Source organism: Delftia sp. HK171 (assembly GCF_001886655.1).
Classification (GTDB): domain Bacteria; phylum Pseudomonadota; class Gammaproteobacteria; order Burkholderiales; family Burkholderiaceae_C; genus Comamonas; species Comamonas acidovorans.
In genome coordinates this window covers 5,850,606-5,872,503 of the sequence record NZ_CP018101.1, presented here as the reverse complement: position 1 = coordinate 5,872,503, position 21,898 = coordinate 5,850,606, and the positions used below count along the sequence as shown (strand labels likewise).

Annotated in this window: 16 protein-coding genes; 6 read left to right on the top strand and 10 right to left on the bottom strand. The window is 66.6% G+C overall.

All coding sequences use genetic code 11. The features are described 5' to 3' along the window. Positions 1–17: 17 nt before the first annotated feature. The 4 genes from BO996_RS26285 (at position 18) to BO996_RS26270 (ending at position 8,087) form a co-directional block, all read left to right on the top strand. Positions 18–857, top strand: a complete 840-nt coding sequence (locus BO996_RS26285) for an IclR family transcriptional regulator domain-containing protein (protein WP_043822246.1) — start codon at positions 18–20, stop codon at positions 855–857. A 55-nt stretch (positions 858–912) separates the two neighbouring features. Continuing rightward, positions 913–1,623 carry a transposase gene (locus BO996_RS26280; protein WP_043822249.1) on the top strand — a complete coding sequence of 237 codons (711 nt, stop codon included), beginning with the start codon at positions 913–915 and terminating at the stop codon, positions 1,621–1,623. A gap of 188 nt (positions 1,624–1,811) precedes the next feature. Further along, a complete protein-coding gene (locus tag BO996_RS26275) occupies positions 1,812–6,542 on the top strand; it encodes a glutamate synthase-related protein (RefSeq protein WP_013800777.1) in 4,731 nt (1,576 codons plus the stop codon). A 69-nt stretch (positions 6,543–6,611) separates the two neighbouring features. Next, positions 6,612–8,087, top strand: a complete 1,476-nt coding sequence (locus tag BO996_RS26270) for a glutamate synthase subunit beta (protein WP_013800778.1) — start codon at positions 6,612–6,614, stop codon at positions 8,085–8,087. 210 nt (positions 8,088–8,297) lie between these two features. On the opposite strand, the gene tatC is transcribed toward BO996_RS26270, so the two are convergent. From tatC to galE, 10 genes are all read right to left on the bottom strand, one after another. After that, positions 8,298–9,122, bottom strand: a complete 825-nt coding sequence (gene tatC / locus BO996_RS26265; protein WP_012207354.1) for a twin-arginine translocase subunit TatC — start codon at positions 9,120–9,122, stop codon at positions 8,298–8,300. Between the two features lie 150 nt (positions 9,123–9,272). Further along, complete coding sequence (tatB, locus tag BO996_RS26260; RefSeq protein WP_012207353.1) at positions 9,273–9,770, bottom strand: Sec-independent protein translocase protein TatB; 498 nt, start codon at positions 9,768–9,770, stop codon at positions 9,273–9,275. 21 nt (positions 9,771–9,791) lie between these two features. Beyond that, positions 9,792–10,031, bottom strand: a complete 240-nt coding sequence (gene tatA / locus BO996_RS26255; protein WP_013800780.1) for a Sec-independent protein translocase subunit TatA — start codon at positions 10,029–10,031, stop codon at positions 9,792–9,794. Positions 10,032–10,224: 193 nt separating this feature from the next. Next, positions 10,225–10,587: a histidine triad nucleotide-binding protein gene (locus BO996_RS26250; RefSeq protein WP_012207351.1), complete on the bottom strand. Its 363-nt coding sequence runs from the start codon at positions 10,585–10,587 to the stop codon at positions 10,225–10,227. A gap of 41 nt (positions 10,588–10,628) precedes the next feature. Further along, positions 10,629–11,660, bottom strand: coding sequence for a patatin-like phospholipase family protein (locus tag BO996_RS26245; RefSeq protein ID WP_071956749.1), 1,032 nt, complete (start codon positions 11,658–11,660; stop codon positions 10,629–10,631). Positions 11,661–11,679: 19 nt separating this feature from the next. After that, positions 11,680–12,072 (bottom strand): DUF4870 family protein, encoded by a 393-nt coding sequence (locus BO996_RS26240; protein ID WP_013800783.1) that lies wholly within the window; start codon positions 12,070–12,072, stop codon positions 11,680–11,682. Then, positions 12,069–12,482 (bottom strand): phosphoribosyl-ATP diphosphatase, encoded by a 414-nt coding sequence (locus tag BO996_RS26235; protein WP_071956748.1) that lies wholly within the window; start codon positions 12,480–12,482, stop codon positions 12,069–12,071. Before BO996_RS26235 ends, BO996_RS26240 begins: the two co-directional genes overlap by 4 nt. Next, on the bottom strand, positions 12,479–12,877 hold the full coding sequence (hisI, locus tag BO996_RS26230; protein ID WP_013800785.1) for a phosphoribosyl-AMP cyclohydrolase: 399 nt from the start codon (positions 12,875–12,877) through the stop codon (positions 12,479–12,481). Before hisI ends, BO996_RS26235 begins: the two co-directional genes overlap by 4 nt. Positions 12,878–13,121: 244 nt before the next feature. Next, positions 13,122–13,922 carry an imidazole glycerol phosphate synthase subunit HisF gene (gene hisF, locus BO996_RS26225; protein ID WP_013800786.1) on the bottom strand — a complete coding sequence of 267 codons (801 nt, stop codon included), beginning with the start codon at positions 13,920–13,922 and terminating at the stop codon, positions 13,122–13,124. A gap of 76 nt (positions 13,923–13,998) precedes the next feature. Next, on the bottom strand, positions 13,999–15,009 hold the full coding sequence (gene galE, locus BO996_RS26220; RefSeq protein WP_043822260.1) for a UDP-glucose 4-epimerase GalE: 1,011 nt from the start codon (positions 15,007–15,009) through the stop codon (positions 13,999–14,001). A gap of 235 nt (positions 15,010–15,244) precedes the next feature. Here galE and BO996_RS26215 point away from each other — a divergent pair, with 235 nt between their 5' ends. Further along, positions 15,245–18,073: a bifunctional glycoside hydrolase 114/ polysaccharide deacetylase family protein gene (locus BO996_RS26215; protein ID WP_071956747.1), complete on the top strand. Its 2,829-nt coding sequence runs from the start codon at positions 15,245–15,247 to the stop codon at positions 18,071–18,073. Beyond that, positions 18,039–21,878 (top strand): tetratricopeptide repeat protein, encoded by a 3,840-nt coding sequence (locus tag BO996_RS26210; RefSeq protein WP_071956746.1) that lies wholly within the window; start codon positions 18,039–18,041, stop codon positions 21,876–21,878. The genes BO996_RS26215 and BO996_RS26210 overlap by 35 nt, the downstream gene beginning before the upstream one ends. Positions 21,879–21,898 lie beyond the last annotated feature (20 nt).

The window sequence follows — 21,898 nt, the reverse complement described above, 5'->3', positions numbered from 1 at the left end:
GAAAGAATTATAGAGCCATGGAAAAAAATGCCGCTTCCGTAATTTCCACAGGTGGGGTTGAAGAAGAGGGCGGCACGCCGCGCCCCGGCGACAGCTATGTGCAGTCCTTCGCGCGCGGCCTGGGCGTGATCCGCTCGTTCAGCGCCGAGGCGCCTGCGCAGACGCTCAGCGAGGTGGCGGCGCGCACGGGGCTCACGCGCGCCGGGGCCCGGCGCATCCTGCTGACGCTGCAGACGCTGGGCTATGTGAAGAGCGACGGCAAGCTGTTCCAGCTCACGCCGCGCATCATGGAACTGGGCTTTGCCTACCTCAGCTCCACCCCGGTCTGGAACCTGGCCGAGCCCGTGATGGAAAACCTGGTCGACGAGGTCAAGGAGTCCTGCTCGGCCGCCGTGCTCGATGGCGGCGACATCGTCTATGTGCTGCGCGTGCACACCCACAAGATCATGAGCACCAACCTCGGCGTGGGCTCGCGCCTGCCGGCCTGCTGGACCTCGATGGGTCGCGTGCTGCTGGCCGGCGAGAGCGATGAATCCCTGCAGGCCCTGTTGGATGCGCGCGAGCGCCGGCAGTTCACGGCCCTGACCGAGCAGGATGATGACCGCCTGCGCCAGCGCATTCTGGAGGTGCGCGCCCAGGGCTGGGCCCTGGTGGACCAGGAACTGGCCGAAGGCCTGATCTCCATCGCGGCGCCCGTGAAGAACGCGGCCGGGCGCACCGTGGCTGCGCTCAACATCAGTGGCCAGGCCAACCGCAACAGCGCCGAGATGATGCGCGGGCAACTGCTGCCCCGGCTGCTGGCCGCCACGCAGCTGGTGAGCCAGCTGCTGCGGGCCTCATCGCGGCTTTCCCTCTAGGGCGGCGGGCGGCGCAGCGCTCCATAATTGCCGATCCACGCCCCGCACTCGCACCATGGCCCGCCTGCCCCGACTCACCCTTGCGGATCTGCCGCACCACATCATCCAGCTTGGCAACAACGGCGGGGACATCTTCATCGATGCCCAGGACCGGGAAACCATGCTGGGGCTGCTGCGCGAGATGGCGCGCAGCTGCGAGCTGGCCGTGCATGCCTACGTGCTGCTGCCCAGCCAGTTCCACCTGCTGGCCACGCCCCGCACCAGCGATGGCCTGCCCAAGTTCATGCAGGCCGTGGGCCGGCGCTATGTGCGCTACTTCAACGACCGACACGGCCGCAGCGGCACGCTGTGGGAAGGCCGCTATCGCGGCACGGTGCTGCAGCCCAGCTGGCTGCTGCCCACCATGGTCTTCATGGACGACAGCCCCGTGCGCGCCGGCCTGGTCCAGCGGCCGGCCGACTGGCCCTGGTCCAGCTACGCGCACAACGCCGGCCTGCGCAGCGACGCGCTGATCCAGCCGCATGCCGTGTTCTGGGAGCTGGGCAACACCCCGTTTGCGCGGGATGCGGCCTATGTGGAAGCCGTGGAAGAGGGGGTTGGCGCCGATGACGCCGAACGCATCAGCCAGTCGGCACTGCGGGGCTGGGCGCTGGGCGATGAGCAATTCATTGCCGATTTACAACAGCGCACCGAGCGCCGTGTGACCCGCCAGCGCGCCGGCCGTCCGCCCGGACGGACCAATGAGCGCACCACAACAGTGCGTTAGTACCCACTGATAGCTTGCAAGTGCTTGATTCCTCACTGCAGGCCTTTGTGAAATAAATGTGTCCCTTATTAATTTCCGATTTTTTTGTTCTGGAATTAATTGGGATCTGACCCTTATATAAATTTATTGCATGAGGTGATGCCTTGCCTTAATCTTGCGTTCCCTGCGAAAAATTTGAGGATTCCGCCATGACGACGGCTGCCGAGATCAAGCATCTCCAAGACCACGGTCTGTACTCCAAGAGCAACGAGCACGACGCCTGCGGCCTCGGCTTTGTTGCACATATCAAGGGCGTCAAGCGCCATGACATCGTCACCGGCGCGCTCAAGATCCTCGAAAACATCGACCATCGCGGCGCCGTGGGCGCCGACAAGCTCATGGGCGATGGCGCGGGCATTCTGATCCAGATTCCCGACCAGCTCTACCGCGAAGAGATGGCAAAGCAGGGCGTGGCCCTGCCGCCGGCGGGCGAGTACGGTGTGGGCATGATCTTCCTGCCCAAGGAACACGCCTCGCGCCTGGCCTGCGAGCAGGAGATGGAACGCGCCATCAAGGCCGAAGGCCAGGTCCTGCTGGGCTGGCGCGATGTGCCCGTGAACCGCGACATGCCCATGTCGCCCACGGTCCAGGAAAAGGAACCCATCCTGCGCCAGGTCTTCATCGGCCGCGGCGCCGACGTGATCGTGCAGGACGCGCTGGAGCGCAAGCTGTACGTGATCCGCAAGACGGCCAGCGCCGCCATCCAGAACCTCAAGCTCAAGCACAGCAAGGAATACTACGTTCCCAGCATGAGCAGCCGCACCGTGGTCTACAAGGGCCTGCTGCTGGCCGACCAGGTGGGCGTGTACTACAACGACCTGTCCGACGAGCGCTGCGTCTCGGCCATCGGCCTGGTGCACCAGCGCTTCTCGACCAACACCTTCCCCGAGTGGCCGCTGGCCCACCCCTACCGCTACGTGGCCCACAACGGTGAAATCAACACCGTGCGCGGCAACTACAACTGGATGCTGGCGCGCGAGGGCGTGATGGCCTCGCCCGTGCTGGCCGAGGACCTCAAGAAGCTCTATCCCATCAGCTTTGCAGGCCAGTCCGACACGGCAACGTTCGACAACTGCCTGGAACTGCTGACCATGGCCGGCTACCCCATCAGCCAGGCCGTGATGATGATGATTCCCGAGCCCTGGGAGCAGCACGAGTCCATGGACGAGCGCCGCCGCGCCTTCTATGAATACCATGCCGCCATGATGGAGCCCTGGGACGGCCCGGCCTCCATCGTGTTCACCGACGGCCGCCAGATCGGCGCCACGCTGGACCGCAACGGCCTGCGCCCCTCGCGCTACGTGATCACCGATGACGACCTGGTCATCCTGGCTTCAGAGGCCGGCGTGCTGCCCGTGCCCGACAGCTCCATCGTGCGCAAGTGGCGCCTGCAGCCCGGCAAGATGCTGCTGATCGACCTGGAGCAGGGCCGCCTGATCGAGGACGACGAGCTCAAGGCCAACATCGTCAACACCAAGCCCTACAAGCAGTGGATCGAGAACCTGCGCATCAAGCTGGGCAGCGTGGGCGGTGACACCCATGCCGGCCCCGAGGCCGCCAGCCTGCCGCTGCTCGAGCGCCAGCAGGCCTTCGGCTTCACGCAGGAAGACATCAAGTTCCTGCTGGCCCCCATGGCCAAGAACGGCGAGGAAGGCATCGGCTCCATGGGCAACGACAGCCCGCTGGCCGTGCTGTCGGACAAGAACAAGCCGCTGTACAACTACTTCCGCCAGATGTTCGCGCAGGTGACCAACCCGCCGATCGACCCCATCCGCGAAGCCATCGTGATGTCGCTGGTGTCCTTCATCGGACCCAAGCCCAACCTGCTGGACATCAACCAGGTCAACCCGCCCATGCGCCTCGAAGTGCACCAGCCCGTGCTGGACTTCGCCGACATGGCCAAGCTGCGCGACATCGAACGCCACACGCAGGGCAAGTTCAAGAGCGCCACCATCGACATCACCTACCCGCTGTCCTGGGGCAAGCAGGGCGTGGAAGCCAAGCTGGCATCGCTGTGCGCGCAGGCCGTGGACGCCATCAAGGGCGGCGCCAACATCCTGATCATCAGTGACCGCCATGTGAGCGCCACCCAGGTGGCCATCCCCGCGCTGCTGGCGCTGTCGGCCATCCACCAGCACCTGGTGCGCGAGGGCCTGCGCACCACGGCCGGCCTGGTCGTGGAAACGGGCACGGCGCGCGAAGTGCACCACTTCGCCGTGCTGGCGGGCTACGGCGCCGAGGCCGTGCATCCCTACCTGGCCATGGAAACCCTGGCCGACATGCACAAGGAGCTGGGCGGCGACCTGTCGGCCGACAAGGCCATCTACAACTACGTCAAGGCCATCGGCAAGGGCCTGTCCAAGATCATGTCCAAGATGGGCGTGTCCACCTACATGTCCTATTGCGGCGCCCAGCTGTTCGAGGTGATCGGCCTGAACAGCGACACCGTGGACAAGTACTTCACCGGCACGGCCAGCCGCGTCGAGGGCATCGGCGTCTTCGAGATCGCCGAGGAAACCATCCGCAACCACCGCGCGGCCTTCGGTGACGATCCCGTGCTGGAGACCATGCTGGACGCCGGCGGCGAATACGCCTGGCGCGCCCGTGGCGAAGAGCACATGTGGTCGCCCGATGCCATCGCCAAGCTGCAGCATTCCACGCGCTCCAACAACTGGAGCACGTACAAGGAATACGCCCAGCTGATCAACGACCAGAGCAAGCGCCACATGACGCTGCGCGGCCTGTTCGAGTTCAAGTTCGACCCGGCCAAGGCCATTGCGCTGGACCAGGTCGAATCGGCCAAGGACATCGTCAAGCGCTTTGCCACGGGCGCCATGTCCCTGGGCTCGATCAGCACCGAGGCCCATGCCACGCTGGCCGTGGCCATGAACCGCATCGGCGGCAAGAGCAACACCGGCGAAGGCGGGGAAGATCCCCAGCGCTACCGCAACGAGCTCAAGGGCATCCCGATCAAGAAGGGTGAGACCCTGGGCTCCATCATCGGCGCCGACAAGGTCGAGGCCGACATCGAGCTGCAGGACGGCGACTCGTTGCGCTCCAGGATCAAGCAGGTGGCATCGGGCCGTTTCGGCGTCACGGCCGAGTACCTGTCGTCCTCGGACCAGGTGCAGATCAAGATGGCCCAGGGCGCCAAGCCCGGCGAAGGCGGCCAGCTGCCCGGCGGCAAGGTGTCCGACTACATCGGCAAGCTGCGCCACTCCGTGCCCGGCGTCGGCCTGATCTCGCCCCCGCCCCACCACGACATCTACTCCATCGAGGATCTGGCCCAGCTGATCCACGACCTGAAGAACGTGGCGCCGCACGCCGACATCTCGGTCAAGCTCGTGTCCGAAGTGGGCGTGGGCACCATCGCGGCCGGCGTGGCCAAGTGCAAGAGCGACCACGTGGTGATCGCGGGGCACGACGGCGGCACGGGCGCATCGCCCTGGTCGTCCATCAAGCATGCGGGCTCGCCCTGGGAAATCGGCCTGGCCGAGACCCAGCAGACCCTGGTGCTCAACCGCCTGCGCGGCCGCATCCGCGTGCAGGCCGACGGCCAGATGAAGACCGGCCGCGACGTCGTCATCGGCGCGCTGCTGGGCGCCGACGAGTTCGGCTTCGCCACGGCGCCCCTGGTCGTCGAGGGCTGCATCATGATGCGCAAGTGCCACCTGAACACCTGCCCCGTGGGCGTGGCCACGCAGGACCCGGTGCTGCGCGCCAAGTTCTCGGGCAAGCCCGAGCATGTGGTGAACTACTTCTTCTTCATCGCCGAAGAAGTGCGCCAGATCATGGCCCAGCTGGGCGTGGCCAAGTTCGACGACCTGATCGGCCGTGCCGACCTGCTGGACACCCGCAAGGGCCTGCAGCACTGGAAGGCCCAGGGCCTGGACTTCTCGCGCCTGTTCGCCCAGCCCGAAGTGCCTGCCGACGTGGCGCGCTTCCATGTCGAAAAGCAGGACCACCTGCTGGACAAGGCGCTGGACGTGAAGCTCATCGAGCGCTGCAAGCCGGCCATCGAGAACGGCGAGCGCGTGCGCATCATGGAAGTGGCGCGCAACGTGAACCGCTCCGTGGGCGCCATGCTCTCCGGTGCCGTGACGCGCGTGCATCCCGAAGGCCTGCCGGATGACACCATCCGCATCCACTTCGAGGGAACCGGCGGCCAGTCCTTCGGCGCCTTCCTGTGCAACGGCATCACGCTGAACCTGCGCGGCGATGCCAACGACTACACGGGCAAGGGCCTGTCCGGCGGCCGCGTGGTGGTGCATGCCAGCCATGAATTCCGCGGCGACACGACGACCAACACCATCGTCGGCAACACCGTGATGTTCGGCGCCACCAGCGGCGAGGCCTTCTTCGGCGGCGTGGCCGGCGAGCGTTTCGCGGTCCGCCTGTCGGGCGCCACGGCCGTGGTCGAAGGCGTGGGCGACCACGGCTGCGAATACATGACCGGCGGCACCGTGGTGGTGCTGGGCAAGACGGGGCGCAACTTCGCGGCCGGCATGAGTGGCGGCGTGGCCTATGTGTATGACGAGGATGGCCGCTTCGCCGAGCGCTGCAACAAGGCGTCCGTCTCGCTGGACCAGGTGCTGCCCCACGACGAGCACCTGGCCCAGGTCTCGCCCGCCGTCTGGCACCGCCGCGAAACCGACGAACGCCAGCTGCGCGCACTGATCGAGGCGCACAGCCGCTGGACGGGCTCCAAGCGCGCCCGCGACCTGCTGGACAACTGGGCGGCGGCCCGCTCCAAGTTCGTCAAGGTCTTCCCCAGCGAGTACAAGCGTGCCCTGTCCGAGATGTACGAGCGCCAGGTGATGGAAGAGCCCGCCACGCCCGAGGTCGAGGAACACGCCAAGGAAGCCGTGGCCGCCAAATAACAAGGAAGCGAAGGATGCGGGCAGCAGCCCGCATCCATCCCTGCACCCCACACATCAGGACAACGAATCATGGGAAAGACCACCGGCTTCATGGAATATGAACGCCTCGAGGAGGGCTACGCGCCCGTCGTCGAGCGCGTGAAGCACTACAAGGAATTCGTCATCGGCCTCGATGACAGCCAGGCCAAGATCCAGGGCGCGCGCTGCATGGACTGCGGCACGCCGTTCTGCAACAGCGGCTGCCCGGTCAACAACATCATTCCGGACTTCAACGACCTGGTCTTCCACGGCGGCTGGAAGAGCGCCAGCGCCGTGCTGCACAGCACCAACAACTTTCCCGAGTTCACCGGCCGCATCTGCCCCGCACCCTGCGAGGCCGCCTGCACCCTGAACATCAACGACGACGCCGTGGGCATCAAGTCCATCGAGCACGCCATCATCGACCGTGCCTGGGCCGAAGGCTGGGTCAAGCCCCTGCCCAGCAGCCGCAAGACCGGCAAGAAGGTCGCCGTGGTCGGCGCAGGCCCCGCAGGCCTGGCCGCATCGCAGCAACTGGCGCGCGCCGGCCACGATGTCACGCTGTTCGAGAAGAACGACCGCGTGGGCGGCCTGCTGCGCTACGGCATTCCCGACTTCAAGATGGAGAAGTCGCACATCGACCGCCGCGTCGAGCAGCTCGTGGCCGAAGGCGTCAAGATCCGTACCGGCGTGCTGGTGGCGGGCAAGGACGGCCTGGGCGAAGACTCCAAGGTCACCAACTGGGCCAAGGAAACCGTCAGCCCCGAGCAGCTCATGGCCGAGTTCGACGCCGTGCTGCTGACAGGCGGTGCCGAGCAGTCGCGCGACCTGCCCGTGCCCGGCCGTGAACTCAAGGGCATCCATTTCGCCATGGAGTTCCTGCCGCAGCAAAACAAGGTCAACGCGGGCGACAAGCTCAAGGGCCAGCTGCGGGCCGATGGCAAGCACGTCATCGTCATCGGTGGCGGCGACACCGGCTCCGACTGCGTGGGCACCAGCAACCGCCACGGCGCCGTCAGCGTGACCCAGTTCGAGCTGATGCCCATGCCGCCCGAGCAGGAGAACAAGCCCCTGGTCTGGCCCTACTGGCCGATCAAGCTGCGCACCAGCTCCAGCCACGAGGAAGGCTGCGAGCGCGAGTTCGCCATCGCCACCAAGGAGTTCATCGGCGAGAAGGGCCAGGTCACGGCCGTCAAGACCGTGCGCATCGAAATGAAGGACGGCAAGATGGTCGAGGTGCCCGGCAGCGAGCAGGTGCTCAAGGCCGACCTGGTGCTGCTGGCCATGGGCTTCGTCAGCCCCGTGCAGGCCGTGCTCGACGCCTTTGGCGTGGACAAGGACGCACGCGGCAACGCCAAGGCCACCACCGACTTCACAGGCGGCTACGCCACCAGCGTGCCCAAGCTGTTCGCCGCCGGCGACGTGCGCCGCGGCCAGTCCCTGGTGGTCTGGGCCATCCGCGAAGGCCGCCAGGCCGCTCGCTCCATCGATGAGTTCCTCATGGGCACGTCCGACCTGCCTCGGTGAGATGCCAACCCCGGAAGGGGCTTGGCCATAGACAAAGAAAAAGCCCTTGGTGATGAACCAAGGGCTTTTTATTACAGATTCCTCGTGTTTCAGCGTAGGCTCTTGAAACTGGCGCGCCCTAAAGCGAGGGACACCGAGGAAGGGCCTGGGCCGGCCGCGCCGCCCCGCACCGAGGGTGTCGTCCCCCTCTGGGGGAAGGCGCGAAGCGACTCAGGGGGAGGGTTTATCCTCTGCCGGCTTGTCCACTGCGGTGCCGGGTTCGGCTTCTTCTTCCGGCGCCTTGGAGACGCGGCTGAACCAGCCGGCGCCCAGGATGCCGATCTCGTAAAGAATGCACATGGGCACGGCCAGGGCAAGTTGGGAGATCACGTCGGGCGGCGTGACCACGGCGGCGATGATGAAGGCCACCACGATGAAGTAGCCACGGAAGGACTTGAGCTTGGCGATGTCCACCAGGCCGAAGCGCACCAGCAGCATGACCACGATGGGAACCTGGAAGGCCAGGCCAAAGGCCAGATACAGCGACAGGATGGCCTCCACATACGAGGCGATGTCCGGCGTGGCCGCCACGCTGTCCGGGGTGAAGCCCTGGATGAAGGCGAACATCTTGTCGAGCACGAAGAACTGCACGAAGGCGATGCCGATATAGGCCAGCAGGCTGCCGAAGATGATCAGCGGCAGCGCAAAGCGCTTTTCATGGCTGTACAGGCCGGGCGCCACGAAGGCCCACATCTGGTACATGATCCAGGGCAGCACGGCCAGCACGCCCACCATCATCAGCACCTTGAGCGGTACGAAGAAGGGCGTGAACACGCCCACCGCGATGAGCTTGGCATCGGGCGGCATGTGGGCCTTGATCGGATGGGCGATGAAGTCGATCAGCCCGTTGGGGCCGGGCCACACGGCCAGCACGGCGATCGCCAGACCGATGCCGTAGATGCAATAGAGCAGGCGGTCGCGCAGCTCCATCAGGTGCTGGACGAAAGGCTGCTCGGTGCCTGCCAGCTCGTCGTCTTTAGGTGGAATGTCGGACATGGTGCGAAACCGCGGCGGGCCGCAAGGGCATCCACGGACCTGGGGTGAAAAGCAGAAAGCCCGACGGATCGGGCAGGATTCGGCAATGGCGGGTGCCCGGGTGGCAGAGGCTGGGCTGGTTGCCTCGTGGCCCGCGGCGCGCCGGCATCTTCAGCGGGACTTCTGGGGGCGAAAGCGCGCCACGCGCGCCGCGCCCGACTGCGCCTTGGTGCGCACGCCGGCGCGGGCCTTGTACCACTGGGGCACGGCGGCACGCTTGAGGCGCCAGTTCTTGCCCGGGTGGCGGTAGGCCGGCGCCACGGCGCTGTACGTATCGCTGTCGGAGCCGTAGGAAGAGGAGTCGTACGAGGAAGACGTGCCGTTGAGCGATGCCGTGGACTCGTTCCAGTCCTTCTCGAAGTTGGCGGCCGAAGTGTGGATGGATTGCTCGACGTCTCGCGCCGCGCCTTCCACCGTGTCCTTCATCTTGCGCAACTCGTCGAGTTCCATCGAACGGTTGACCTCGGCCTTCACATCGGAGACATAGCGCTGGGCCTTGCCCAGCAGGGTGCCGACGGTACGCGCCACGCGCGGCAGCTTCTCGGGACCGATGACCACGAGGGCCACGGCACCGATGAGCGCCATCTTGGAAAGGCCAATATCAAACATGGAAGCTTGGCGTGCGGGCCATCAGCTCTTTTGCTTGGCTTCGACGTCGATGGTGGTCTTGTCGGCAGCCGTCTGGCCGGCGACCTGGCCGGGAGCGGCTGCGGGAGTGTCGGTGGAGGTCGAACCGTCCTTCACGCCGTCCTTGAAGCCCTTGACGGCGCCGCCGAGGTCGGAACCGATGTTCTTCAGCTTCTTGGTGCCGAACACCAGAACCACGATGGCCAGGACGATCAGCCAATGCCAGATGGAAAACGAGCCCATGAGAATCTCTCCTAAGAATTGCAGGTCATTTTAGACGCCGGGCCATGGCGGCAGTTCGCAAGGCCCCACAAAAGCCGTTTGGCCGACGCAAGAAACAGGGGGTGCCTCAAGCAAGAGACGGGCCACCTTGTGCCGGACGGCAGACGTCTGCTGCAGGCAGCGTGGCCGCTGCGGTGTTTTCAGCCCTTGAGTTTCAGCCCTTGAGCCAGGGGCGGGGGCCGCCCATGACGTGGATGTGCAGGTGGTGGACTTCCTGGCCGCCTTCGGTGCCCGTGTTGACCACCAGGCGAAAGCCGCCGTCGGGATACGGGTTGCAGCCTTGCTCGGCGGCCAGGCGGGGCGCCAGCGCCATCAGGCGGCCCAGCAGCGGGGCGTCCTCGGCCTGGACCTGGGCCATGGAGGGGATGTGCTTCTTGGGCACCATCAGGAAGTGGATGGGCGCGCCGGGATGGATGTCGTGGAAGGCGAAGACGTCTTCGTCCTCATAGACCTTGCGGGAAGGGATCTCGCCTTTGGTGATGCGGCAAAACAGGCAGTTCGGGTCGTGGTCGTGCATGGCGCTACAGGAATCCTGGGAAGCTGGCGGTAGGTTGGAAATCAGGCCGGATTGTCGTTGATGCGCAGCGTCTGGCGCACGCCGATGTCGCTGCGGTGCTGCTGGAGCCACTGCTGGCCCTGCTCGCGTCCGAGCTCGAACAGCTCGCGCACGAAGCGCATGTCGGAGCGCGTCTTGGTCGAGGCGCCATAGCCCTTGAGCACGGAGCCGCCGTCCACGCGGTGCAGCAGCACCTTTTTGTAGCGTGTCGGGTCCAGCTTGCCCTGCTCGAGCAGGCGCTTGACGAACTCGATGGCGCGCAGCTCGGCCAGCAGGCCGGCGTTGAATGTGACCTCGTTCATGCGGTCCATGATGTCGGCCGCCGTGTTGGGCAGATCGGTGTGCTCGATGGGGTTGATCTGCACCAGCAGGATGTCGCTGGACGCCGTGCCGTAGATCAGCGGGTACAGCGCCGGGTTGCCCGAAAAGCCGCCATCCCAGTACGGCTCGCCATCGATTTCCACGGCCTTGAACAGCTGGGGCAGGCAGGCCGAGGCCATGACCGCGTCGGCACTGAGTTTTCTGCCCGAAAAGATGCTTCCCCGGCCTGTGCGCACATTGGTGGCGCAGACAAAGACCTTGGGCACCACGCCTTCCACGGGCGGATGCGTCAGCGCCTCGAAATCCACGACCCGTTCGAGCAGCTTGCGCAGGGGGTTGATGTCCAGCGGGTTGGTCTGGTAGGGCGAGAAGAACTGGTTGAGCACGCCCATGAAGGGGCTGCCCGGCAGGGGCGCGCCCCACATCAGGCTGCCCATGGTGCCCACGCCTTCCCACAGTTCGGTCAGCGTGGCGCGGGCCAGCTCGGCCCCCAGCGCCTGGGCGGCCACCGGATCGCTTTCCTGGCGTGCAGCCTTGGCAAAGCCCTGGGCCAGGGCCACTGCATTCATGGCACCGGCGCTGGTGCCGCTGATGCCGTCGAAGACAAAGCTGCCGTCTTCCAGCAACGCATCGAGCACGCCCCAGGTCAGGGCACCGTGCGAGCCCCCGCCCTGCAGGGCGAGGTTGATCTTGCAGGTCGGGGTCGGAGTCATGGCGGTTTGCCCGGGACCGTCAGCGGTCCACGGCCTGGTTGCGGTTCATGGCGACCATGCCGCGCACGATGCGGTAGAGGAACCAGATGGAGATGACGGTCCAGGCGATCCAGCCGGGCACGAAGAACAGCAGCCACAGCGGCGCCGTGACCAGGTACAGGATGCCGGCCCAGATCACGCTGCGGATGCGCCACGAGAAGTGGTTGGCCATCCAGCTGCCTTCGGCGTCGCCGCGCTTGACCAGATCGATGATCAGGGCGATCACCAGCAGCGCAATGCTGGGCTGTGCGCCCGGCACGACGGCGGCCACGGCCACCACCAGGTGCAGCAGGTAGCTGACCCAGCCCCAGGCCTTGAGGCCCTCGATGCGGGACTGGTCCAGGGCACGGACTTCGATGTAATCGTCATTCATGGCAGCGGTCCTTTCTCGTTCACATCACGTTCCTGGGCCTTGCGCAGCGCCTTTTCCTCGATGCCGCTGGTGCCTTCGCGGCGTTCCAGCTCGGCAACGACCTGGGCGGGCGTCAGGCCATAGTGGGCCAGGGCGATCATGCTATGGAACCACAGATCGGCCACTTCGTAGAGGATTTTGCCGGCGTCTCCGCCATGGTCTGCGTCCTTGGCGGCCATGACCACTTCGGTGGCCTCTTCGCCGATCTTCTTCAGAAAGGCATCCGGGCCCTTGTGCAGCAGGCGGGCGACGTAGCTCTTGTCGGGGTCGCCGCCGTTGGCGGGCTTGCGGCTTTCGATGACGGCGGCCAGACGCGCCAGGGCGTCCAGCGAGGAAGTGTTTGCGGTGTCGTTCATGGTCGTGGAATTCATTTGTAGATCGATTCGGGGTCTTTCAAGACCGGATCGACGGCCTGCCACTGGCCGTTCTGCAGCACGCTGTAAAAGCAGCTGTGGCGCCCCGTGTGGCAGGCAATGCCGGGCTCGTGGCCGGTCTGGGTGATCTTGAGCAGGACCACGTCGTTGTCGCAGTCGATGCGCACCTCGTGCACGGTCTGCACGTGGCCCGATTCCTCGCCCTTGAACCACAGCTTGTTGCGCGAGCGGCTGAAGTAGACGGCGCGGCCGAGCTCGGCCGTCTTGGCCAGGGCCTCGCGGTTCATCCAGGCGAACATCATCACGTCGCCCGTGTCCTTTTCCTGCGCGATCACGGGCACCAGGCCCTGCGCATCCCATTTGACTTGATCTAGCCAGTTCATTGCCTGCATTGTGAATATCCTGGGTGGGCATCCCTGTGACAGGATTGTCAGGAATTGCCTGGATTGAAAATACACCCCCTGAGTCGCTTCGCGCCTTCCCCCTCTCTCGCTGCGCGGGAGGGAGACGACAGCCTTGCTGCGGGGCGGCCCTTGCTCGCTGTCCCTGGTCCCTTGGGCCGCGCCGGTTTCATGGGTTGTGGGCGGCGCGAGCGCCATGGAAAACTGAAATGAAGGAGTCCGCCGACGCGCCGTATCAGAGGCGCACGGGCACGCCGCGCTCGGCCATGCGCTGCTTGGCCTGGCCCACGGTGAATTCGCCGTAGTGGAAGATGCTGGCGGCCAGCACCGCGTCGGCGCCGCCCAGGGTCACGCCATCGGCCAGGTCGTCCAGCGAGCCCACGCCGCCCGAGGCGATCACGGGCACGGGCACGGCGTCGCTGACGGCGCGCGTGAGCTTCAGGTCGAACCCGGACTTGGTGCCGTCGCGGTCCATGCTGGTCAGCAGGATCTCGCCCGCGCCGCGGCGCGCCATTTCGGCGGCCCACTGCACGGCATCCAGGCCGGTGTTCTTGCGTCCACCGTGGCTGTACACGTCCCAGCCGGGGCCGGCAGCGCGGCCATCGGCGCCGATGCGCTGCTCGTCCTCGGCGGTGCGCCGCTTGGCATCGATGGCCACGACGATGCATTGCGCGCCGTACTTGTCCGAGGCCGCATTGATCACATCGGGATTGGCGATGGCGGCCGAGTTGAAGCTGGTCTTGTCGGCGCCCGCGTTGAGCAGGCGGCGCACGTCCTCGACGGTGCGCACACCGCCGCCGACGGTCAGGGGAATGAAGACCTGGCTGGCCACGGACTCGATGATGGGCAGGATCAGGTCGCGCCCGTCGCTGGTGGCCGTGATGTCCAGGAAGGTCAGCTCGTCCGCGCCCTGGGCGTTGTAGCGCGCGGCGATCTCCACCGGGTCGCCCGCATCGCGCAGTTCCACGAAGTTCACGCCTTTGACGACGCGCCCTCCCGTGACGTCAAGACAGGGGATGATGCGTTTGGCAAGCATGGGCAGACTCGTGGCTAGGGCGTGAAACAAGGGCGAAAAGATACCACGCCCTCGGCGCCCGCAGGCGCTGCGGGGTTCAGCGCTTGAGGCCTGCGGCCTGGCTTTGCCAACGCCATGCGTCCTCGCACATGCGATCGATATCCAGCGCAGCCTTCCAGCCCAGCAGCCGCTCGGCCTCGGCGGGGTCGGCCCAGCACTGGGCCACGTCGCCGGGGCGGCGCGCCACGATCTGGTAGGGCACGGGGCGGCCGCTGGCGCGCTCGAAGGCCTTGACCATCTCCAGCACCGAGACCGGGCGCCCCGTGCCCAGGTTCACGGTCAGCAGGCCCTGCTGCTCGCGCAGATAGCGCAGCGCCGCCAGGTGGCCGCGCGCCAGGTCGGTGACGTGGATGTAGTCGCGCACGCCCGTGCCGTCCGGCGTCGCATAGTCATCGCCATAGACACTGAGCTGCTGGCGCTGGCCGATGGCGACCTGCGACACATAGGGCATGAGGTTGTTGGGGATGTCGCGCGGGTCCTCGCCGATCAGGCCGCTTTCATGGGCGCCCACGGGGTTGAAGTAGCGCAGCCGTGCCAGGCTCCACTGGCCGGGCTCGGCGCGGTCCAGGTCGGCCAGCATTTCCTCGATCCACAGCTTGCTGCGGCCGTAGGGGTTGGTGGCGGACAGCGGAAAGTCTTCGCGGATCGGCAGGCTGGCCGGATCGCCGTAGACCGTGGCCGAGGAGGAGAACACCAGGCTGCGCACGCCCGCCGTTCGCATGGCCTGCAGCAGGGCCACCGTGCCGCCCACGTTGTGTTCGTAGTAGCGCAGCGGCTGGGCCACGGACTCGCCCACGGCCTTGAGCGCGGCGAAGTGGATCACCTCGCGGATGGAGTGCTCGGCAAACAGCCGCTCCAGCGCGGCGCGGTCGCGCACGTCGCCCTCGACGCACAGCGGGCGCCGGCCCGTGATGCGTTCCATGCGTTCGAGCACATCGGGGCTGCTGTTGCTGAAGTTGTCGTAGATCAGGTAGGGCTCGCCCGCAGCGGCGAGTTCCACGCAGGTATGCGAGCCGATGAAGCCGGCGCCGCCTGTGACCAGAATCATGAATACCTTTCATTGGTGATTTTTCTGCCTGCCTAGTATCGCCATAACCCAGCTTCCCCCGTGCTTCAAGGGCGCCGAGCACAAAAGTAGGGAGAAGACACGTTTGCAGACAAAAACCGGTATGCTCGCGCCCGCATTTCGTCGGACTGACGATAGCTTTTATCAAATCGACTAGAAATTTGATGTACAAAAACTATGAATTGACCGCGCGTGGCCACACCCCAAGGAGAAGGCCGTGAACGCTTTCCTGCGAACCTGCATGTTTTGCTGGGGGCTGTTGTGCGGCTGGGCGGTGCAGGCCGCCGAGCCAGCGGTTGCCGTCTATTACGGGAACAAGGCCTCGCTCAGTGAACTGAGCCTCTACGACATCGCTGTCGTGGAGCCGGGCCACGGCTACGACCCCGTTCAATTCCGCAAGCAGGCTCCGGGCAGCGAGCTCTACGCATATGCCTCCGTGGCCGAGGTGCTGCCCGAGCGCGCCTACTTCAGCAAGATTCCCGAGGCCTGGAAGATGGCGCGCAACGGCGCCTGGCAGTCCATCGTCCTGGACCAGACGCCTGCCCAGTGGCCCGCCTTCTTCGCCGACGAGGTGATCGCACCGCTGTGGAAGCAGGGCTTTCGCGGCTTCTTCCTGGACACGCTGGACTCCTACCGCCTGGCCGCGAATTTCGACGAAAAGGCCCAGCAGGACGGCCTGGTGCGCGTCATCGAGACGCTGCACCAGCGCTACCCCGGCATCCGCCTGATCCTGAACCGGGGCTTCGAGATCGTGCCGCGCGTGAGGGACAAGGTACAGATGGTGGCGGCCGAGTCGCTGTTGCGGGGCTGGGATGCCAGCCTCAAGCGCTATGTGAACGTGCCCGAGAAAGACCGCGAATGGCTGCTGCAGCAACTGCAGACCATCCGTGAGCGTGACCGCCTGCCGGTGCTGTCCATCGACTACGTGGCCCCGCACGACCGGGATGCCACGCGCGAGACGGCCCGCCGCATTGCGCAGCTGGGCGTCATTCCGTGGGTGTCGGATGCAGGCCTGCAGACCCTGGGCATAGGCCAGGTGGAGGCGGTGGCGCGCAGGGTGTTGATTCTCTACAACGGTGCCGACTATCCGTCCATCAACGGCGCATCGGCGCACCGCTTTCTGGAAATGCCCATCAACTACATGGGCTACGTTGCCGACTACGCCGATGTACGCGAGCCCCTGCCCGAAGGCGTGGCGCGCGACCGCTATGCCGGCGTGGTGAGCTGGTTCGGCGGCGCTGTGCCCGAGATGCGGGCCAAAAGCGTGCGGCAGTGGCTGGCGAATCAGGTGCAGCAGGGCATGCCGCTGCTGGTGCTCAATACGCTGGGCCTGTCCCAGGACCGCACCATGTCGGCCGCCCTGGGCACGCGCAGCACGGAAGCGGCACCCGTGTTCCCGCTGCGGCGCGCCGAAAAGGCGCCGCTCATGGGGTTCGAGATACAGCCGGCCGAGCCCGCGCACGACTACGAAGGCTGGGAGTTCACGCCGCAGATGGCCAAGGGCAGCCGCGAGCTGCTGTCCTTCGACGACAAGCGGGGGCGCCGCTTCGTCTCTGCCGCCATCACGCCCTGGGGCGGCTTTGCGCTCATGCCCTATGTGGTGGTGAGCATGCCGGGCACCGACCAGTCGCGCTGGGTGATCGATCCCTTCGCGCTGCTGCGCGAGGCGCTGCGCCTGAAGGATTTCCCCGCGCCCGATGTCTCCACGGAGAACGGCCGCCGCCTGTTGCTGGCCCATGTGGATGGGGACGGCTTTCCCTCCAGGGCCGAGCTGCCGGGCACGCCCTTCGCGGGCGAAGTGCTGCGCCGCGAGATCCTGGAGCGCTACAAGATCCCGCACACCATCTCGGTCATCGAGGCCGAGGTCTCGCCGCAGGGCCTGTATCCGCAGTGGGCCGACCAGCTGGAGGGCATTGCCAAGCGCATCTTCGCCATGCCCCATGTCGAGATCGCCAGCCATTCCTACTCGCACCCCTTCTTCTGGGAGCCCGGGGCAGCGCCCGACGGGGATGACAGCAAGGAGGTGAACCTCAACCTCCACATCCCCGGCTACCAGATGGACATGAACCGGGAGATCAATGGCTCGGTCGACTACATCCGCAAGCGCCTGGCGCCGCCCGGCAAGCCGGTGGACGTGTTCCTGTGGACCGGCAACACGGCGCCCAGCGCCGAGGCCCTGGCCATCTCCGATGCCGCCGGCCTGCTCAACATGAATGGTGGCGACACGGCCATCACGCGCAGCAATCCTTCGCTGACCGAGGTGCGCAGCTGGGGTCTGCGCAAGGGCGGCCACCTGCAGATCTATGCGCCCGTCACCAACGAGAACATCTACACCAACCTCTGGCACGGGCCGTTCTACGGCTTCGAGCGGGTCATCGAGACCTTCGAGATGACCGAGGCTCCCCGGCGCCTGAAGGCCGTGGACATCTACTACCACTCCTACTCCGCCAGCAAGCAGGCCAGCATCAAGGCGTTGCACAGGATCTACCAGTGGGCGCTGGCGCAGCGGCTGAACCCGGTCTACAGCTCCGAGTACATCCGCAAGGTGCAGGATTTCTACGAATTCGCCATAGGCCGCGACGCGCAGGGCTGGCGCCTGCGGGGTCCGGGCCAGCTGCGCACGCTGCGCATGCCGCCCGGCATGGCCCTGCCTTCAATGGCTGCCAGCAGCGGCATTGCCGGCTATGCCAAGGGGGCAGACGGCAGCTACCTGCACCTGGCCGGCAGCGCCGGATACCTGGTGCAACAGACGCAACAGGACGCTGCAGGCGCGGCCGCCCACGCGGCGCACCCCTATCTGGTGGATGCCAATGCCCGGCTCACGCAATGGCAGCCCCAGGCCGACGGCGGCGTGCGCTTCGCCCTGCAGGGCCATGTGCCGCTGGAGCTGCGCATGTACCTGCCTGCCGGCTGTTCGCTGAGTTCCGCGAACGCCGCCACGCCCCTCCTTGCCGTGGCGGGTGCCGATACCGGCAACGCCAACCTCCGTTCCTTCAGAAGTACCCAAAACAGTGTCGAACTCCAAGCGCAATGCCGGGGGCTCTGAGCGCCCCATCACGGTTCCCTTCTGGCTGATCGCGCTGCTGGCGGTACTGATCGGTGGCGCCCTGTGGATGCTGTTTCCCAAGCAGGATCTGGAGCGCCGGCTCTCCGTCACCGGAGATGACTCCGAGCTGTCCTACAACTACCTGAGCAACCTGCTCAAGAGCGATCCCGGCAACGAGAACCTGCGCGCCCTGCTCAAGGCCAAGGAAGAGCGCCTGCAGGCCATCAAGCTGGCGCGGGAAGAGGCGGCCAAGCAGGCACTGCCCAGCGCAGCCGTCCAGGCCTGGGACCACTGGCAGGCCGCCTACCAGGGCTATCTGGAGGCGCAAAAGCAGGACCACCGCGCGGGCGGCCAGGCCGAGGCGCTGGCGCCGCAGGTGATGCAGGCGTTGAAGGACGTGCCGCTGCAGGGGCTGACCCAGGAGCAGGCGCTGTACCTGGCCTCGTCGGCGCTGGTGCTCAAGGACGCACCGCTGGCCCTGGGCATCTACGACGACGTGGCAGAGCGTCAGGCCGATCCCGCGCGCAAGGCGCAGGTCTATGAATCCGCAGCGCGGCAGGCGCTGGGCATGTCCCTGTACGAGGAATCGGCCCGGCTGCTGCGCCAGGCCAGCGCCACGACTGAAGACGTCCAGCAGTCGCGCACCTACCTCTGGCAGGCCCTGCAGGTGCTGCAGTCCGGCAACCGTGCCAACGAAGCGCTGGCGCTGGCGCGCCAGCAGGAAGAGCTGCTGGGCAGCGACCCCGAGACGCTGCGAAAGCTCATCGGCCTGGCGCGCGCGGCCGGCAACCGGGCCGAGGCCGAGCGCTATGCCAAGCGGCTGCTGCAGCTGTCGCTGATGCAGCAATGGCAGACGCAGGTGGCCGGGGCTTCGGGCGCCGGTCCGGACCCGGTTGCCGACGACGGCGCCTGGGCGCTGCAGCCCGTGGCCTGGACCGCGCCGGGCTGGCGCATGCTGCGCACGGCCGATCCCGTGCGCAAGCCGCCGCCGGGCCTGCCCTTTGACGACAAGACTTACCTGCTGGGCTACGAGGTATTCCTCGAAAACCGCAACCTGGAAGATGCCTGGCGCGTGGCCACGGCTGCCGTGCGCCAGGCGCCGCAGGACATGGCCTGGCGCGAACGCCTGGCCCAGGTGTCCGAATGGATGGGACAGCAGCAGCAGGCCCTGGACAACTGGCTGGTCATTGCGCAGAACACGGGGCGCGAGGATGCCTGGAAGACGGTGATGCGCCTGGCGCCGGGCCTGTTCGACGACCGCGCCCTGATTGCCGGCCTGCGCCACCAGTTGAGCCGCCGTCCCCAGGATGCCGCGCTGCAGCAGGCGCTGGTCCAGGCCTACGAGCGCCAGGCCGAGCCCGGCGAGGCCATCGACTATCTGCAAAAGCACGGCAGCACGCCGCAGTCGCAGATTCTGCTGGCCCAGCTGGCCGAGCGCGCAGGCCGTTCGCCGCTGGCGCTGCAGGCATGGAAACGCGTGCTCAGCGATCCCGAGCAGCGCACGCCGGCCCATGTCATGCCCGCCGCCGTGCTCGCGCTGCTGCAGGGCGAGCCGGCCCTGGGCCTGCACTGGCTGGAGGATGCGCAGACGCGCATTCCCGCCGGCATGCAGGACGAGGGCGAGTACTGGCGCCTGCTGGGCGACCTGGCCCAGGACCAGCGCCAGGAAGCACTGACGCTGAAGGCCTACCGCCGCCTGCTGCAGACGCCGCACGCCGGCATCAGCGACTACGACGAGGTGATACGCCTGCTGCAGCGCGCCGATCGGCGCGAGGCGGCCCGGATGTCCCTGCACGCCTGGGAGCAGTTCCATGACGTGCGCCATCTGACGCAGGCCTTCTACCTGCTGGAGGACCTGGAGGACTGGACGCAGATCGGCAGCCAGGTCGAACGCATCTTGGCCGACCCGGCCCTGATCAAGCGCCTGCAGGGCCAGCCCACCTTCTTCCAGATACTGGGCGCCTACTACCAGCGCACGGCGCAATCGAAAAAAGCCATGGAGGCATTCGAGAAGGGCCTGGCGCTGGACCCCGGCTCCACGCCGCTGCGCCAGGGCCTGATGTGGCTGCTGATCGACACGCAGAATGCGGCGGCCCTCAAGCTGCTGCTGGCGGCTGCCGAGCCTGTCTGGGCGCGCGATGCCGACATGCACGGCGCCCTGGCGGCGGCCTACATGACGCTGTCGCGCCCGGCCGTTGCGCTGGAACGCTATCTGAAGCCGCACCGCGCCGAGCATGCCGACGACTTCCTGTGGATGATGCAGTACGCCGACGCGCTGGAGCAGAACCAGCAGGCCGATCGGGCCTGGAGCCTGAGGCAGCAGCTGTGGACGCGCGAGAAGGTGCGGGCACGCGCCCAGGACGGCGCAGCGGCCCTGGCCGCCCGCAAATGGCTGACGGCCGAGGGACTGGACGAGGTTCAGCGCCAGGCCCGCAGCCGGCTCATGCTCTTTCATACGCAGGGCGATGCCGAATTCGCCCTGATGCGCGAGCTGCTGCGCATGGACCTGGAAGGCGGGCGCCGCGAGCATTCCGCCGCGGCGGCCGAGTTGGCCATTGCCTGGCTGCAGGAGCGCGGCGAGTACCAGGCCGAGCGTGGCTACCTGTGGCAGCAGTACGCGCGCAGCCGCAGCAAGAGCACCAGCTCGCCGCTGTGGGCCGAGATCACGGTGGCTCTGGCGGAAAAGGATGTGGCCCAGGCCGGGCACCTGCTGCAGCGCCATGACGAGGCGCTGCCGCGCTATGACCGCATCAACGCGGCAGCCATGGTCGGCGATGTGCGGCTGGCGCAGACGGCGGCCTTCGAGAACATGGCCGACCAACCCGACGACGATCCCCTGCACCTGGCGCTGACCGAGCAGCTGCTGGCCTTCAGCGACTACGGCGGCCTGCAACTGCGCAACCGCCGCATGGACGCCATCGACGAGCAGGTCTCCCGACTGCGCTGGCATGTGGGCCTGAACCCCCGCTGGGCGCTGGACCTGGATGCCGAGGACGTGCGCCGCACGGTCAACAAAAACACCCTGGTGCGCGGCCCCTCGCAGGAGCGGGGCATCGGCCTGCGCCTGACGCGCAAGACGCAGTCGGCCTCCAGCGAATTCATGCTGGGCCGGCGCGAAAGCCTGGAGGACTACACGCCCATGCAGTTCACGCAGACCTACAACGTGGACAGCCGCTGGAGCCTGCAGGCGTCACTGGGCCGGCACCTGGCCACGCAGGAAACGCTGGCCATGCGCATGGGCGGCATGAAAGACCGCGTGTCGCTGGGCAGCAGCTACCAGCTCTCGCGCCTGGACCAGATCACGCTGGAGCTGGCATCGGAGCGCTACCGCGTGCAAAGCGGCGCACGCGTGGGCTCCGGCAACCATGCGACGCTGCAATACCTGCACACCTACCGCAGCGAGGCGCCCACCCTGCAGTTCGGCGCCTTCACCTCCTGGCACCGCTACAGCCGCAACGACCCGGCGCTGCTGCAGGGCCGGGATGCGGCCATCCTGGGTTACCTGCCGCCGTTCAACGATCCCACCATCGACTATCTGCTGCCGCGCAGTTTCCGCTTCTCGGGCCTGCAGATGATGTTCAACACGGGCTACGAGCAGCAGTACACGCGTGCGCTGCGGCCCTACGCCAGCCTGGCCCTGACGCACCACAGCGTCAACGGCGCGGGCTACGAGCTGGGCATGGGCCTGGCCACCAGCCTGTTCGGCGCGGACCACCTCGCGCTGGGCCTGAATCTGTCCAAGTCGGGCATCAACACCGTGGGCAATACCCGCGAGCTGTTGCTGACCTACCGCCTCCACTACTGATCCGAAGACTTCAAGGAGCC